Genomic DNA, 16,121 nt, shown 5'->3' on the forward strand with positions numbered 1-16,121 from the left:
CTCGTTGGCTGGTGCCGCAAACTTGGCGGGCATTGAGTCTGTCGGCAAAAGTGACTTATTCCGACGCGTTAGTCAAATACTCGCAATTGGCACAGGCACAAAATCGGGTAGAATAGCGGCACAATTCAACGCTACTTTGATGTAATGACTGATACCGACCAATTGTTTGCTACGCCACTTAAAAAGGTCACAGACTTTTCATTTGATGAACAAGTCGCCGACGTGTTTCCAGATATGATTTCCCGCTCAGTCCCTGGTTACCACGAGATACTGAAAACCATAGAGCAACTTGCCGCACGTTATGTCCAGGCTAATACACGGATCTACGATTTAGGCTGTTCTTTAGGGGCCGCTAGCTTGGCCGCAGCGCATGGTTGCCGACACAACAATGACATTGTTGCGATTGATAACTCTCAAGCCATGCTGTCTCGATGCGCTCGTTATGTGAGTCAATTTTCGCACGCTGAGCATATTCAGTTGTTTCACAACGACATCACCGACATCACCATTGAAAACGCCAGTATGGTGATCATGAATTTCACATTACAGTTTGTGGACCCCGAAAAGAGACGCGATTTGCTCTGTAACATCTATCAAGGGCTCAAGCTTGGCGGTATTTTGGTGCTGTCTGAAAAGTTTAATCACCCCGACCCACTCGGCAATGAAGTCCTTATTGAACTTCATCAGGAATTTAAACGAGCCAACGGTTACAGTGAATTAGAAATCAGTCAAAAAAGAGCGGCGCTTGAAAATGTGATGAAACTCGACACGCAGGAAATGCATCGTGAGCGTTTAGCACAGGTAGGTTTCGACTCAACCGTGGTCTACTATCAACGTTTTAATTTCTGTTCAATGGTGGCGATCAAGTCATGAGCGTTATAAATCACTGGTTTAATGAGTGCTACAAGTCATTGATCGATGCATCGTTGGATCACTGGCTTGATAGCCTGCCTAACCAACTGCATCATTGGCAAGCGCATGTCGTGAGTAAAGAGGTTGTAAAGCTGTGCCACCTGATTGACCAATTACCCCACTACCCTGACGCACAGCTCGATTTGAAAGACGCGGTGAGTGTCACTCCTCGTGAGCCGATGTCTGAAAAAGACACTGCGAGGATCACCGCACTGCTTCAACATTTTATGCCGTGGCGAAAAGGTCCCTTTACAGTAGGTGATGTGCACATTGATACTGAATGGCGCTCGGATTGGAAATGGGAGCGTGTCTTGCCGCACATTGCGCCACTTGCAGGCAAACGTGTACTCGATGTTGGGTGCGGTAGCGGATACCATTTATGGCGCATGGCAGGAGAAGACGCGGAGTTAGTCATCGGCATTGATCCAACGGCATTGTTTTTTGCACAGTTTCATGCGATTAAACACTTTATTCGACGTTCAAATGTGCATATGTTGCCGCTGGGCATCGAGGAAATGCCTGCATTAAAGTCATTCCATAGCGTTTTTTCAATGGGCGTGCTGTATCACCGTCGCGATCCCATCCAATTTCTGACTGAGCTTAAAAATCAGTTGTTGCCGGGCGGCCAACTGATCCTCGAGACCCTTGTGATCGACGGCGATGAAAACACTGTTTTCATGCCGCAAGACCGGTACGCACAAATGCGCAATGTGTGGTTTCTTCCGAGCACAAAAGCGTTATCCCTGTGGTTAGCGCGTTGTGGCTTTGTTGATATTCAAGTCGTCGATGAATCCGTGACATCGTTAGAGGAACAGCGCAAAACAGCGTGGATGGACAACCTGTCATTGGCAGATTTCCTTGATCCATCCGATAAACAGAAAACCATCGAAGGTTATCCCGCACCCAAGCGCGCAGTATTGCTTGCTAGAACTAAACTGGCACAGTAGTTGATAGTACCCTATCGTTTATATCATGCGCGTTTCACGCTGAAATGGGGTAAATTATCAGTACAGTTGATTACACTGCTTTTTTAAACGCGCAGGCTTTACCGCCAGCGTATATTGATAATGCACTGCGTTGGTTCAAACCACTGGCAGAACATATTGCATCGCACCAAAATGGTGCTGATCGACCTTTCTTCGTGGGCGTTAATGGTTCACAAGGTAGCGGTAAATCAACGCTTTGTGCGTTCTTAAAATTTTATTCTGAGCAGCAGCTTTCCCTTCACTGTGTTGTGATGTCTTTGGATGATTTCTACCTTTCGGCCGCACAACGCGATGCCTTGGCCAAAAAGGTGCATCCACTTTTTAAAACTCGTGGTGTGCCCGGCACACATGATGTCAGTTTGCTGGAATACACTTTGCGTTCTCTAACGGAAGAAACACACGTTGCCATCCCGCAGTTTGACAAAGCGCTGGACAACCCTGCCCCTACCGAAGAATGGCCTATGGTCAAAGCGCCAGCCGATATCATTATCGTTGAAGGATGGTGTTGGGGCACACCGCCACAATCGGTTGCTTCTTTGCAACAACCTTGCAACGCCTTAGAAGCAAAACACGATAGTGATGGCACATGGCGACGTTATTCTCACGCTGCGATGGTTAGGGATTATCAACCACTTTATGCCATGATGGATTATTGGGTGATGCTGCAAGCGCCCAGTTTTGACTGCATAGCGCGCTGGCGCATGGAGCAGGAACACAAGTTGAGAACAAAATTAGCTGCGGGAAATCGGGCCTCCAGTCAAGTGATGACCGATGCGCAAATCGAGCAGTTCATCATGTACTTTCAGCGTTTAACAGAGCACTCACTGGCCACACTGCCTGATTGGGCAAATTGTGTTTACACCCTTGATCATGAACGGCATATAATTGGCGCGCGCGCCGATTTCATGCTGAAGGAGAATTCATGATGACAACGACAGCATACATCATTTTTACGGATCTAGACGGCACACTGCTTGATCACAACACTTACCGTAGTGATGCTGCGATACCCATGTTGGATAAACTGGGCCGCTTTGGCATTCCCGTCATCCCCAACACCAGCAAAACATTTGCAGAAGTGTCGACGTTGTGCCAATCACTGGCGCTGAATGGCCCGGTTATTATTGAAAACGGTGCAGCAATCTATGTACCGACCTCGCAGTGTGCATTATTGGATGTCCCGGTTGAAAATACTGACCAAGCGTATCAACGGATTGCTTTCACTCGACCGCACGCCTATTGGCTTTCAATACTCTCGGCATTGAAACAGGAGTTTACTGGCGAATTCAAAAGCTTTGCTGAACTTGGCATTGCCGGCATTGTTGAACACACCGGGTTAAGTGAATCGCAAGCTGCCGCTGCTGCACAGCGTGAATTTGGTGAGCCGGTTGTGTGGTTGGGAACACCACAACGAAAAAGTCTGTTTATCGATGCATTGCAAAATCGCGGTGCTGAGCCTGTCGAGGGAGGACGGTTTTTACATGTCTGCGGTAACTGCAATAAAGGTAGTGCGCTAGCCTGGCTTACCGAGCGTTACCAGCGTACACGCTTCGCGGGGAAGTTGCTTAAGTCCATTGCCTTAGGTGACGGTAAAAATGACATTGCCATGTTAGAAGTGGCTGATTACGCCGTGCGGATAAAGTCACCCGTCCATGCGCCCCCCACGCTACAGCGAGCTCAACACCTGATCACAACCCAACGCTGCGGGCCAGAAGGTTGGCACGATGCACTTACACAACTCATTCCCTTTGAACAACTGGAGTCATAATTATGGCTGATTTTTACCAAAATGGCATTGTGACGACGTTACACAATCTATCAGAAAGACCAATCGACGCATTGGAGAAAGAGCTCCTCGCGTTTTCAAAGAAGCGACCGATGGGGTTGATCTTACCTTCGCTGTATTCGGAACTTGAGGGCGAAGCACTCCCCTCAATTGTCGGTCATCTGGCGAAAGTCCCCTACTTGTCTGAAATTGTTATTGGATTGGATCGCGCAGATGCACAGCAATTCAAACAAGCCATCACTTTTTTTGACAAACTCGATCAACACCATCGTATTCTGTGGAACGACGGGCCTCGTCTGAAAGCGTTGGATGAAGAACTCACCGCCCTCGGTCTGGCACCAAAGGAGATGGGTAAGGGCAGAAACGTTTGGTACTGCATGGGCTATAGTCTGGCTTCCAATAAGGCTGAAAGCATTGCTCTGCATGATTGCGATATTTTAACCTATGACAGAACATTGCTCGCCAAACTCATTTATCCGGTCGCTAACCCGCAATTCAATTACGAGTTTTGCAAAGGCTATTATGCACGCGTTGCGCATGGCAAAATCAATGGGCGCGTATCGCGCCTGCTTGTGACCCCTTTGCTTCGTGCGCTCCAGCGCACCTGTGGGCACAATGAGTACCTCGAATTTATGGACAGCTTTCGTTATCCCTTAGCTGGCGAATTTTCATTCCGGCGGGATGTGTTGAACGATATTCGCATACCCAGTGACTGGGGCCTTGAAATCGGTGTGCTATCCGAAATGCACCGAAATTATAATCACAACCGTTTGTGTCAAGCCGATATTGCTCGTACGTACGATCATAAGCATCAGGACCTCAGCCTACATAACGACGCCGGTGGGTTGTCAAAAATGTCGATCGACATCACCAAAGCATTGTTTCGTAAACTGGCAACGCAAGGCCATAGTTTCAGCACCGAAATGTTCCGGTCCATTAAAGCCACTTACTTCCGGATCGCATTGGACTTCATCGAAACCTATCATAACGACGCAGTGATGAATGGCCTGAAACTGGATATTCATAATGAAGAAAAAGCCGTGGAGATGTTTGCGCAAAACATCATGAAAGCCGGCCAGAGCTTTTTAGATAATCCCATGGAAACGCCATTTATCCCGAGCTGGAACCGCGTTAATAGCGCTATGCCGAATGTGTTCCCACGGCTACTTGAAGCCGTCGAACTGGACGCCAAAGAGTATGGGAGTTAACTATGGAGACCGTACCGACTCCGCTTAATCTGTTAATCAACAAGGTCACTCATCACCTTGAGAGCATTTATGCCGACGTAGAAACGGTTAACGATTATGCCACGCTAGCGCAACGCTTAATTCACTGCATCGGCATTCAGGCAGAACATGATGTGCAAATTCCTCAGCCTTATGAAAACCTGTGGGATCAGCGCGATGTCATGATGATCACGTATGGCGACAGCATTGTTGAAGAAGGTGAAAAACCCCTCGCCTCACTACATCGTTTTTTACAAAAGTACTGCGTCAACACCATTAACAAGGTCCACCTGCTACCCTTTTATCCGTACAGTTCAGACGATGGTTTTTCGGTGATTGATTACTCAACCGTGAATCAGTCACTCGGTGATTGGACCGATATCAATCTGCTCGCTCGCGACTATGGCTTAATGTTTGATTTGGTGATTAATCATTGTTCGGCACGCAGCCAATGGTTTGAAAACTTCATCGCTGGCGACGGGCCAGGCAGCGACTTTTTCTTTACCGCCAAACTGGAGGATGACTTATCCACTGTCGTACGACCGCGCGTATCGCCGTTACTGCGTGAGACCGAAACAGCCAACGGGACAAAGCATGTTTGGTGCACCTTTTCACACGATCAGGTCGATTTCGACTTCCGCAATCCTGACGTACTGTGTGCCTTTGTTAAGATCATCCGTGATTACCTGGATCAAGGGGCAACCCTGTTTCGGCTCGACGCCGTGGCATTCTTATGGAAGATAGTGGGTTCGCCTTCCATCAATTTGCCGCAGACGCATGAAGTGATCCGCCTGTTGCGTACGCTCATTGAACACGTTGCGCCTGAAGCAATCATTATCACAGAAACGAATATCCCAAATCGCGAGAATTTAACGTATTTTGGCAATGCGAATGAAGCTCATGCGATTTATAACTTTTCACTACCACCGCTGTTAGTTAACACCTTGGTAACAGGCAGTTGCAAATACCTCAAGGCATGGTTGATGAGCATGCCTCCAGCGCAAAATGGCACAACTTACTTCAATTTCATCGCATCTCACGATGGTATTGGATTAAGGCCTGCTGAAGGGCTACTGACTGATCTGGAGATTTCTGCGCTCGTTCACACCATGCAGAACTTTGGCGGCAGAGTGAGCTGGCGCACAGGCGAGATGGGACAGCAGAAGCCCTATGAAATCAACATTACCCTATTTGACGCGCTACAAGGTACTGTTCACGGTACGGACCAACATCAAATCAACCGATTTATTTGCGCACACGCTATTATGTTGGGCCTTGAGGGTATCCCTGGGATTTATATACACAGCCTGTTGGGTACATCGAACGATTACGACAAGGTGACACACACAGGTCAGAATCGGTCGATCAACAGACATCGGTGGAACTTTTCAGCATTGGAAGAGGCCCTGGATACACCGACATCACAACACCACAAAGTATTGACTCGTTTATCACAGTTAATCAGGATCCGCACTGCACAACCAGCTTTTCATCCCAGTGCAACGCAGTTTACGCTGCAATTAGGCGACACACTTTTTGGTTATTGGCGTCAAAGTGCCGATCGTCATCAGAGTATTTTCTGCATCTCAAACGTCAGTGCAAACGTTGAGCAGATCCTGCTGTCAGACATCAATCTGATTGGCACCGACAATTGGCTTGATTTGATTAGTGGGCAACCTATTCAGGCCGCAGACGTATCGATTGAGTTAAAACCTTATCAAACCGTGTGGATAAGCAATCGCGACACACCCTCAGCCTGAACTGCGCGACACGACAATCGCATTTGGTTACACTAACGGGATGGATGTTTAGATGAGTTAGGTAGTGCTGCACAATCAGGTTTCGTCATTTTCTGTTGAGTTACGCAGATTATACAGTTTAGCGTGGCCGCTCTTAATCGCCCAACTGACCCAAATGCTCATGGGCGTAGCCGACACTATCATGGCTGGCCGTTATTCTGCCGACGACATGGCAGCAGTGGCAATTGGCTTTAGCATCACAACCCCAATCCTCATGTTTCTGCAGGGCATTGCCCTGGCGATCCCGCCGATAGTCAGTCGACTCGTCGGGCAAAACGCCCTGCATTTGGTGGCGAATGCTGCCCAGCAGGCCTTTTATACACTCATCACGTTTAGCTTATTGGTTTACGTGTTGTTAGCATTTATCGAACCGCTGCTGTTAATGGTCCCCATGGCGCAAGAGCTGCGGACGATAACCACCGAATACGTCAGCTACGTGTTAATTGCTGTGCCTGCGTTTGCACTCTATCAGGCGGCTCGGAACTACTGCGAAGCGAATTCAAAAACGCGCCCCACCATGCTGATCACGCTGTTTGGTCTGCTTATCAACATTCCGGCCAACTATGCGTTCATTTATGGCGTATGGGGCTTTCCTGAATTGGGTGGCGCAGGCTGCGGTATCGCTACAGGTATAGTCTTTGTGATGATGATGATGGCAACGCTGGCCTACACGGCTTTTAGCCGCTCGCTAAAACCGTTAGCGCTATTTGCCACTTTTTATCGCCCCGACATAAGGCAAATGCTAGGTACGCTTAAATTAGGTCTGCCAATTGCGTTAACCATTCTGTTTGAAGTCACTCTTTTTTCGGCAGTCGCATTATTGCTAGCGCCCTTCGGTGCTGTGACAGTCGCGGCGCATCAAATCGCATTAAACGTATCTTCGTTAATGTTTATGTTCCCACTCAGCATCGGCATGGCGGTATCCATTCGAATTGCCTTTCTGATTGGTCAACAGCGCATCGCCCAAGCCAAATTAGCACTGAAAAGCGCCCTTGTATTAGGTCTTTCAATTGCGTTGTTTACCGCATCATTGACTATCTTTGGTCGTCATCTTATTCCGTCATGGTACACACGCGACGTAGCCGTACTGAGTTACGCTGCGCCGCTTCTTCTTCTGGCCGCCATGTTTCAGTTCTCAGATGCGATACAGGCGATTTGTGCCAATGCCCTGAGAGGCTATAAAGACACCACTGCCATGTTTTTAATCACCTTTGTCGCTTATTGGTTGATCGGGTTGCCGATGGGGAGCGTGCTTGCCCTCACTGACTGGTTGGGTGAGCCACTAAGAGCGCAAGGATTTTGGATCGGTTTTATCATCGGGCTCAGCGCCGCCGCCTTTATGTTGGGTATTCGGGTGCGTATTATTCAGCGCCGCTTTGCATTGCTGTCTTAGTGGAGTCCGCGACGGCACTGTGTAGTTTTTCAAGTTCAGTGCCAGAAAGGTGCCGCCATTCACCGCTTGCTAAGCCTTTCAATGACAGATGCATAATTTGCTTTCGCACCAGTCGCGTGACTTCATAGCCGAGGTGCTCACACATTCTACGTATTTGTCGGTTGAGCCCCTGAGTTAACACGATATCAAAACTTCGCTGCCCGCACTGGCGCACTTCGCAACGTTTGGTCACCGTATTGAGAATGGGCACACCGCTTGCCATTTTCTGGATAAAACGTGCGGTGATAGGTTTGTCGACATTGACCCGATACACTTTTTTATGCGCGTTCTCTGCTCGCAGTATTTTATTCACAATATCACCATCACTGGTCAGTAGGATCAGGCCTTCTGATGGCTTGTCTAAGCGACCGATGGGGAAAATACGTTGTTGAAAACCAACCGCGTCAATAATATTGCCCTTAACGTTGCGCTCGGTTGTACATGTGATGCCAACGGGTTTGTGATACGCGATGTATACGCGGTCACTCTTGTCAGCTTTGACACGCTCCACGGGTTTGCCATCGACGCTGACCTCATCACCATCAGCAACACGAGTGCCAAGTTCTGGGATCTTACCGTTAAGCCGCACCCGCCCCGCGTCAATGAGTGCATCAGCCTCGCGGCGTGAGCAGTAACCGGAATCGCTGATAAATTTATTGAGTCGTTTCGTTTCCAAGCGCGCTTCCATCCGTCGTATCGCGGTTTTATGTAGTGGCGTAGTCTACTCGCTTTTTCGCTGACTTTCATCGACTACACGCCTGTCACCGCGCAACGCATCGCCAATATCGTCGTCCGCTTCAAGCGCCAACTCTTCATCGGATGCATCACTTTCCCACTCATAACGTTGAATAACGGGCCGAGGGTCGCTCCTGTGCCACACTACTGCTGCAATCACGCCCGCGAGCGCACCGAAAAAATGATACTCATAAGAGATACCCGGTTCGCGCGGGAAAATGGTCATTACCATGCCGCCATACATAAAAAAGGCAATCATCATCAGCGCAACCGAGCGTTTATCGCGACGAAAAATACCTACCGTAAATAAAAAGAAAAACAAACCATGCGTTAAGCCACTAGCGCCGAGATGCGTTGCGTCGCGGGCAAATAACCAGACGCCCACTCCACTGAGCAGCCATACCACGCTGAACACCTTGAACCGCGAGTTTGGATAGCCGTACCACAGCATGGTCATCAACACGATCATGGGTAACGAATTATTAAATAAATGCTCATAGCCACCGTGGACGAGTGCCCCTGTAATCAAACCGTGTAAGCGGTTAATTGATTGTGGGATGATACCCAGCGCATGCTGATCTAGATTAAACAACACGGCAGCGGAGTGAATAACCCAAAGCAGCGCGGTGAATAGAACAGCAACTGAAAGTGATGAGCGCATAATAAGCCTTAAACCGTTTACAGGTAGTGAAGATGTAGCCGCTTTCATCAAATACAACAGACCATCGCGTTAGTACGATGGCATTTTTAGGCATGACTTATGTCAATGGGTTGTAACGCGTTTATACTTTCTTTGACGTAAGCGCTTTGATCCCTCGGCTTAGCCCATCAAGCGTCAACGGGTACATGCGCTGCTGCATCAACTGCGAAATCACCTGAATTGAGGCGTAATACTGCCAGTGAGCCTCAGATTGGGGGTTAAGCCAAATGACATGATTAAAGTGGCTGGTGATCCGCTCAATCCACGCTGAACCGGGCTCTTCATTCCAGTGCTCAATGCTGCCGCCAGGATAGGTCACCTCGTAGGGGCCCATCGTAGCATCGCCAACAAAAATCACTTTATAATCGCGGCCGTATTTATGCAGAATTTCCCACACCGACATTCTTTCTCTGTCTCGCCGCGCATTATCTTTCCACACATTTTCATAAACACAGTTGTGAAAATAAAAATACTCAAGGTGTTTAAACTCACTGTGCACGGCAGAAAACAATTCCTGACATTGCTCTATGTAGGCATCCATCGACCCACCCACGTCAAAAAACATTAAAACCTTTACCGCGTTGTGTCGTTCCGGTGCCATGTGAATATCTAGCATGCCGCCATTCTTAGCGGTTGCACCAATGGTTTGATTCACGTCGAGTTCTTCGCTGGCTCCGGTGCGGGCAAACTTTCGCAGTTTTCTTAAGGCCATTTTAAGGCTACGCGTACCCAGCTCAGTATCACTCGAGAAGTTTCGAAATTCGCGCTTCTCCCAGACTTTCACAGCCGAAAAATTACGATTGCCTTTCTGCCCAACACGGATACCCTCTGGGTTATAACCATTCGCACCAAACGGCGAAGTTCCACCGGTGCCGATCCACTTATTGCCCCCCTGATGACGCTTTTCCTGCTCTTTCAAACGCTCCTGCAAAGTTTCCATCAGTTTATCCAGACCGCCGAGCGCTTTAATTTTTGCTTTCTCTTCGTCTGATAAATGTTTGCTTAGTGCGTTATTCAGCCAGTCTTGCGGTATGTTGTTCGAAAACAAATCAACACTTTGCACCCCTTTGAAATAGTCTGCAAAAGCGCGGTCAAACTTGTCATACTGGCTTTCATCTTTAATCATCACCATGCGCGCCAGAAAGTAAAATGCTTCCATGTCGGCATACACGACGTGTTGCTCCAAGGCGCTGATTAAATCGAGTAATTCGCGCAAGCTCACATTGAGTCGGTAGCGCTTAAGGGTAAAGAAAAAATCAATCAGCACTATCGGCGCGCCATAAAGACCAGTTTTTCGAACAAGTGGATGTCTTGCTCATTTTTTAACAGTGCGCCATACAGTGGCGGGATCGATTGTTTACCGTCTTTGCCCTGTAATGTCTCTGGCGGAATATCTTCGGCGACCAAGAGCTTAAGCCAATCTAACAATTCTGACGTACTGGGCTTTTTCTTTAAGCCAGGTACATCGCGTAAGTCAAAGAAGGCATTGAGTGCTTCGTCGACCAACCGCTTTTTGATATCGGGGTAATGGACATCAATAATTTTCGCCATTTCTTCTTTATCAGGAAACTGAATGTAATGAAAGAAGCAGCGGCGCAAAAACGCGTCAGGCAATTCTTTTTCATTGTTTGAGGTAATGATAACGATGGGACGCTGGCTGGCTTTGATCTGTTGCTGAGTTTCATACACGTAAAACTCCATTTTATCCAACTCCAGCAATAGGTCGTTGGGAAACTCGATGTCGGCTTTGTCGATTTCATCAATCAACAGTACCGGACGCTTCTCGGCGGTAAACGCCTGCCACAGTTTTCCTTTCACAATGTAATTACTGATATCGTGAACCCGATCATCACCTAACTGCGAGTCGCGCAGGCGAGACACCGCGTCGTACTCATACAAGCCCTGTTGCGCCTTAGTGGTAGATTTTATATGCCACTGGATCAAATCCGTTCCCAGACTGCTCGCCAGTTGCTCTGCCAACATGGTTTTGCCCGTACCTGGCTCACCTTTAATTAATAACGGCTTTTCCAGCGTCATTGCAGCGTTAACCGCTAATTGTAGCTCTTTACCCGCAATGTATTCCTGCGTTCCCGTGAATCCCATCGTTTAATCTCACCTATCGGTTTTTTTCGTGTTTTAATAACTTATAGCAAAAAAGCACTTGGGTTTTTTCGCAAACATGACAATCATGTAGTAATACTACTGTGTCTAACTTTATGTTCACTATTGCATAACGTGTTGCGTTACTCAAAGTGCTGAAACACAGATTGTACCGGCTTGACTTACTTAGACAAAATAACAACAGGTGCCTTTATGAAAGTATTTGATGACAGTTCACTCGCCATTGGTCGTTCTCCTTTGGTAAAACTCAATCGCGTCACGGGCGGTAATGTGTACGCCAAAATTGAGTCGCGCAACCCCAGTTTCAGCGTCAAAGACCGTATTGGCGCAAACATGATCTGGGATGCCGAAAAACGCGGCGTGTTGACAAAAGATAAAGAGCTTGTTGAACCAACCAGCGGAAACACCGGCATTGCTCTGGCCTTTGTGGCTGCATCTCGTGGTTATAAATTAACCCTGACTATGCCGAGCAGTATGTCGCTGGAACGCCGAAAACTGTTGAAGGCATTGGGAGCGAATCTGGTTTTAACCGAAGCACCTAAAGGTATGAAAGGAGCCGTTGCCGCAGCACAAGAAATTGTCGCCTCAGATCCTGATAAATACGTGTTGCTTCAGCAGTTTGATAATCCAGCTAACCCTGAAATCCACGAAAAAACGACTGGCCCCGAGATTTGGGAAGACACAGAAGGCAAAATTGATGCTTTCGTCGCTGGTGTGGGCACCGGAGGTACAATCACAGGTGTGAGCCGTTACATTAAAAAAACGCAGGGCAAAGCCATCACGTCGGTGGCTGTTGAGCCGACTGACTCGCCGGTGATTACACAGGCTAAAGCCGGCCAAGAACTCACGCCAGGGCCGCATAAGATACAGGGTATCGGTGCGGGCTTTATTCCTGGGAACCTAGACCTTGACTTGGTGGATGAAGTGGAACAAATCACCAATGAAGAATGTATGGAGATGGTTCATCGTTTGATGAAAGAGGAAGGCATTTTAGCAGGCATTTCTTCCGGCGCTGCGGTTGTGGCTGCGAAGCGATACGCAGAGCGACCTGAAAATAAAGATAAAGTTGTGGTCGTTTTGATTGCCAGTGGTACCGAGCGCTATTTGAGTAGCCCACTGTTTGCCGGCCAGTTCAGTGACACCGAAGAGGTGCAGTAAAGCGTAACGGGCTGACTTTCGCTAGATTGATGAAAAAGGAAGGCTGACACCTTCCTTTTTTTGTGCCTACAATAAAATGGTCTATTTGCGCATCCACAGGGACTTGCACTGATGAAAGCCTTGATTCAATCATTACCATTGGTCGTACTCCTGCTTGTTTCAGCCTGCAGCGACGTTAAGCGCGGCGAAGGCGTTGGGAAGTACGGCATGATGGCCGACAATACGCCGGAGTATGCAGCAGTTATGTTTGTCGCCAGTATCTATCGAGACGAAAACATTGACAACGCACTGGCGCTGAGTTCTGAACGAATGGCGCGACTGCTGAATAATTACCGCACTAACCGCAATATTCAAAGGCACCTGTTTAATTTGCTCTACGACACTGTCGAAATTAATCCAGATAGCGGCGATAGCGTAGGTCGAAGTGAATTTTCAGACAGTGCCAAAGTCACGCTTTTTTTATCGGGCTATTATCAGGACGATAAAATCGATGAGCTGCGCACGTTACAACTGATCAAAGAAAAAGGCAGTTGGAAAGTGGATAAAATTGAAGCGGACATGTTTTTATAAACAGTTGTAACAGAACGCAAAACCGGTCATATTTACAATTGCTTAACATCGCACACCAAGGAGCATTGAATGAGTGATGATACCAGGATCCCGCGTAGCGCTGATAATGATTACAGCGATGAGTGGGCCAGCAAACGGCGCCAATTTCTAAAACAAAAAACCGGCGCAGACCTCACCCATACGGGCAGTATTCAATTAGCACCGATACATTACCTGGAAATATTGAAAACTTTATCGGTATCGTGCAAATGCCGGTCGGGGTTGCAGGTCCAGTGCAAATCAATGGTGAACATGCTAATGGTCAGTTCTACGTCCCGCTTGCCACGACAGAAGGGACACTTGTCGCAAGTTACAGTCGCGGCATGCGCGTCATCAATGAATGCGGTGGCGTAAAAACCACGGTCGTTGAACAGTTTATGCAACGTGCACCTGCGTTTATTTTCGCCGATGCTCGGGAAGCACGTGATTTTGGTGCTTGGGTCGATGAGAATATGGAAGGTATCGCAGCGGCGGCAGAAAGCACCACGAGTGTTGGAAAACTGATGCATATTCATCAATGGTCTGTCGCACGCGTGCGGTATTTGCGCTTTAACTACACCACTGGTGACGCCGCTGGCCAGAATATGGTGGGTAAAGCCACCCTAGCCGCCTGTGAATGGATCAAAGCAACCTATCCGAAGAAGTGTTTGTATTTGCTTTCGGGCAACATGGATACCGATAAAAAGCATTCACACTTGAATATGTTGCATTCACGTGGCAAGCGCGTAATCGCTGAAATCGTGTTGAAAAAGGATGTGCTTGAACGGGTCATGAAGGTGGACACAAAAACGCTGGCGAAAGCATCTGTGCTAGCGAATACCGGTGCGATGATGGCTGGTGCAGCGTACAACGGGCCGCACTCGGCCAATGGCATCGCATCGTTGTTTATTGCCACAGGTCAGGATGAAGCCAATGTGGTTGAATCACATGCGGGTTTGTTGTCGCACGAACTGCTCGATAATGGTGATTTTTACATGGCCGTTACATTGCCTTCGCTCATTTGTGCAACATACGGCGGCGGCACAGGCTTGCCTACGCAGCGAGAGTGTTTAGAGTTGCTCGGCTGCTACGGCAAGGGTAAAGCCAATAAACTGGCTGAAATTGTTGCAGCAACGGTACTCGCGGGTGATATATCACTAGCCTGCGCGGTCATTGCAGGGCATTGGGTGTCAAGCCACGACAAATATGGGCGCAACCGCTCAAGTTAAACGCTAACCACCATACCAAAAATATCAAGCCAGCTTCGCGCTGGCTTTTTTTATTGCTCGATTTAAACCTTTTCACAACTTGTCTCGACTTAGCATCAGAAATACATAATAACTGAAAGCGAAGTAGAATGATCAAGGACACCAGCGCGCAAGATGTGAAACTTGCTCCTAAGCGATTCAAGCCCCTCCCCATTGTGATTGTTATCAGCATCATTGCTATTGCGTTGATTACGTATTTAGTCAGTCCGACGCTGAACTCATGGCGACAGGCGGGCTCAAGTGTATCGGCTGACCGTCTTAGGATTGCGACCGTGACGCGTGGGGATCTGCAACGGGATTTATCAGTTCAGGGGCGCGTTGTTGCAGCGGTGAGTCCAACCGTTTATAGCCCATATCACGGTGTTGTGACCTTGCATGTTGACGCGGGCGATACAGTCACCGTGGGCCAAATAATTGCCGACATTGATAGCCCGGAGCTAACCAATCAGCTCAGCCAACAGCTGGCACAGTTACAAGAAAGCAAGACCGAATTAGAGCGCGCCAAGATCAGTAGTAAGAAGAGTCAACTTGAGTATCAAAAGGCGGTCGATATTGCCCAAGTAGCGCTAACCGCGGCCGAGCGTGAAAAACGCCGCAGTGACCGGGCTATGGAATCACAGTCGATCAGTGAAATTGACTTTGAGGCTGCTCAGGACAATCTACAGAATGCGCGTTTAGTTTATGAACATGCTGTGAGCGATGCGGCATTGAACGCCGAAAGTCTGGCTTTTGATATTCAAACGCGCCAACTGCAATTTGACCGCCAACAATTGCTGGTAAATAACCTGCAGCGGCAGGTCAGCGATCTTCAGATTTCATCTCCGGTCAACGGAATTGTCGGCAATTTAAGTGCCCAGCAAAAAGATCAGGTTATTCGTAATCAGCCCATTCTAAGCGTCGTCGACTTATCAGAGTTTGTATTGGATGTCACGATCCCCGAAAGCTATGCCGATGACCTCGCCATCGGGATGCCCGCTGAAGTCATGGTTAATGGCCAAGCACATTCCGCACAACTGATTACCATTTCGCCTGAAATTGAAAACAACCAGGTTAACGCGCGCGTGAGCTTCAATCGAACTGACGATAACGAAAACACGGTTGAGGCTCCGCAAGGCCTACGCCAGAACCAAAGACTGACGACGCGGATCCTGATGCAAAATCAGCGCGATGTGTTACTGGTGCAACGCGGTCAGTTCTTAGAATCCGGCGCCGGCAAAATTGCCTACCGATTGACGCAAGATAGTGCCGAACGGGTATCTATTCAGACCGGCGCACGCAGCCTTGCGGCGGTGGAGATACTCACCGGCTTATCAGAAGGCGACCGCATTATCATTTCATCAACAGACTCATTCAATGGCGCTGATCGCGTTTTGATCACGCCATAACCGCCCTATTCACCGTATTAGTATT

Annotated in this window: 14 protein-coding genes and 1 pseudogene; 11 read left to right on the top strand and 4 right to left on the bottom strand. The window is 48.3% G+C overall.

What is annotated here, in order from left to right; genetic code table 11:
• Positions 1–144: 144 nt before the first annotated feature.
• The 7 genes from cmoA to KIU71_RS12030 all read left to right on the top strand — a co-directional run bounded on the left by cmoA (position 145) and on the right by KIU71_RS12030 (position 8,102).
• Complete coding sequence (cmoA, locus tag KIU71_RS12000) at positions 145–873, top strand: carboxy-S-adenosyl-L-methionine synthase CmoA (RefSeq protein ID WP_214131529.1); 729 nt, start codon at positions 145–147, stop codon at positions 871–873.
• Positions 870–1,859 carry a tRNA 5-methoxyuridine(34)/uridine 5-oxyacetic acid(34) synthase CmoB gene (gene cmoB, locus KIU71_RS12005; RefSeq protein WP_250207470.1) on the top strand — a complete coding sequence of 330 codons (990 nt, stop codon included), beginning with the start codon at positions 870–872 and terminating at the stop codon, positions 1,857–1,859. The genes cmoA and cmoB overlap by 4 nt, the downstream gene beginning before the upstream one ends.
• 194 nt (positions 1,860–2,053) lie before the next feature.
• Positions 2,054–2,824, top strand: a complete 771-nt coding sequence (locus KIU71_RS12010) for a kinase (protein ID WP_315853285.1) — start codon at positions 2,054–2,056, stop codon at positions 2,822–2,824.
• Positions 2,821–3,666, top strand: a complete 846-nt coding sequence (locus tag KIU71_RS12015) for an HAD-IIB family hydrolase (RefSeq protein ID WP_250207471.1) — start codon at positions 2,821–2,823, stop codon at positions 3,664–3,666. The genes KIU71_RS12010 and KIU71_RS12015 overlap by 4 nt, the downstream gene beginning before the upstream one ends.
• Positions 3,667–3,668: 2 nt before the next feature.
• Positions 3,669–4,892, top strand: coding sequence for a glycosyl transferase (locus KIU71_RS12020; RefSeq protein WP_214131530.1), 1,224 nt, complete (start codon positions 3,669–3,671; stop codon positions 4,890–4,892).
• Positions 4,893–4,894: 2 nt separating this feature from the next.
• Positions 4,895–6,670, top strand: a complete 1,776-nt coding sequence (locus KIU71_RS12025; protein WP_214131531.1) for a sugar phosphorylase — start codon at positions 4,895–4,897, stop codon at positions 6,668–6,670.
• Between the two features lie 64 nt (positions 6,671–6,734).
• Positions 6,735–8,102: an MATE family efflux transporter gene (locus KIU71_RS12030; RefSeq protein WP_315853286.1), complete on the top strand. Its 1,368-nt coding sequence runs from the start codon at positions 6,735–6,737 to the stop codon at positions 8,100–8,102.
• Here the strand turns inward: KIU71_RS12030 and KIU71_RS12035 are convergent.
• The 4 genes from KIU71_RS12035 to KIU71_RS12050 all read right to left on the bottom strand — a co-directional run bounded on the left by KIU71_RS12035 (position 8,071) and on the right by KIU71_RS12050 (position 11,679).
• Positions 8,071–8,817 (bottom strand): pseudouridine synthase, encoded by a 747-nt coding sequence (locus tag KIU71_RS12035; protein ID WP_390881865.1) that lies wholly within the window; start codon positions 8,815–8,817, stop codon positions 8,071–8,073. The two genes, KIU71_RS12030 and KIU71_RS12035, sit on opposite strands and share 32 nt — an antisense overlap.
• A gap of 45 nt (positions 8,818–8,862) precedes the next feature.
• Complete coding sequence (locus tag KIU71_RS12040; protein ID WP_214131533.1) at positions 8,863–9,537, bottom strand: rhomboid family intramembrane serine protease; 675 nt, start codon at positions 9,535–9,537, stop codon at positions 8,863–8,865.
• Between the two features lie 121 nt (positions 9,538–9,658).
• Positions 9,659–10,843: a vWA domain-containing protein gene (locus tag KIU71_RS12045; protein ID WP_214131534.1), complete on the bottom strand. Its 1,185-nt coding sequence runs from the start codon at positions 10,841–10,843 to the stop codon at positions 9,659–9,661.
• The gene (locus KIU71_RS12050; RefSeq protein ID WP_214131535.1) at positions 10,843–11,679 is read right to left on the bottom strand and encodes an AAA family ATPase; all 837 of its coding nucleotides are present in this window, start codon (positions 11,677–11,679) and stop codon (positions 10,843–10,845) included. Before KIU71_RS12050 ends, KIU71_RS12045 begins: the two co-directional genes overlap by 1 nt.
• 210 nt (positions 11,680–11,889) lie before the next feature.
• Between KIU71_RS12050 and cysK the strand changes: the two genes are divergently transcribed.
• From cysK to KIU71_RS12070, 4 genes and pseudogenes are all read left to right on the top strand, one after another.
• Positions 11,890–12,855 (top strand): cysteine synthase A, encoded by a 966-nt coding sequence (cysK, locus tag KIU71_RS12055; protein ID WP_214131536.1) that lies wholly within the window; start codon positions 11,890–11,892, stop codon positions 12,853–12,855.
• A gap of 111 nt (positions 12,856–12,966) precedes the next feature.
• Complete coding sequence (locus KIU71_RS12060; RefSeq protein ID WP_214131537.1) at positions 12,967–13,425, top strand: IseA DL-endopeptidase inhibitor family protein; 459 nt, start codon at positions 12,967–12,969, stop codon at positions 13,423–13,425.
• Between the two features lie 69 nt (positions 13,426–13,494).
• Positions 13,495–14,672: pseudogene (locus tag KIU71_RS12065) on the top strand (hydroxymethylglutaryl-CoA reductase).
• Between the two features lie 128 nt (positions 14,673–14,800).
• On the top strand, positions 14,801–16,096 hold the full coding sequence (locus tag KIU71_RS12070; protein ID WP_214131538.1) for an efflux RND transporter periplasmic adaptor subunit: 1,296 nt from the start codon (positions 14,801–14,803) through the stop codon (positions 16,094–16,096).
• Positions 16,097–16,121 lie beyond the last annotated feature (25 nt).

It is taken from the genome of Alteromonas oceanisediminis, from assembly GCF_018474025.1.
GTDB lineage: Bacteria > Pseudomonadota > Gammaproteobacteria > Enterobacterales > Alteromonadaceae > Alteromonas_E > Alteromonas_E oceanisediminis.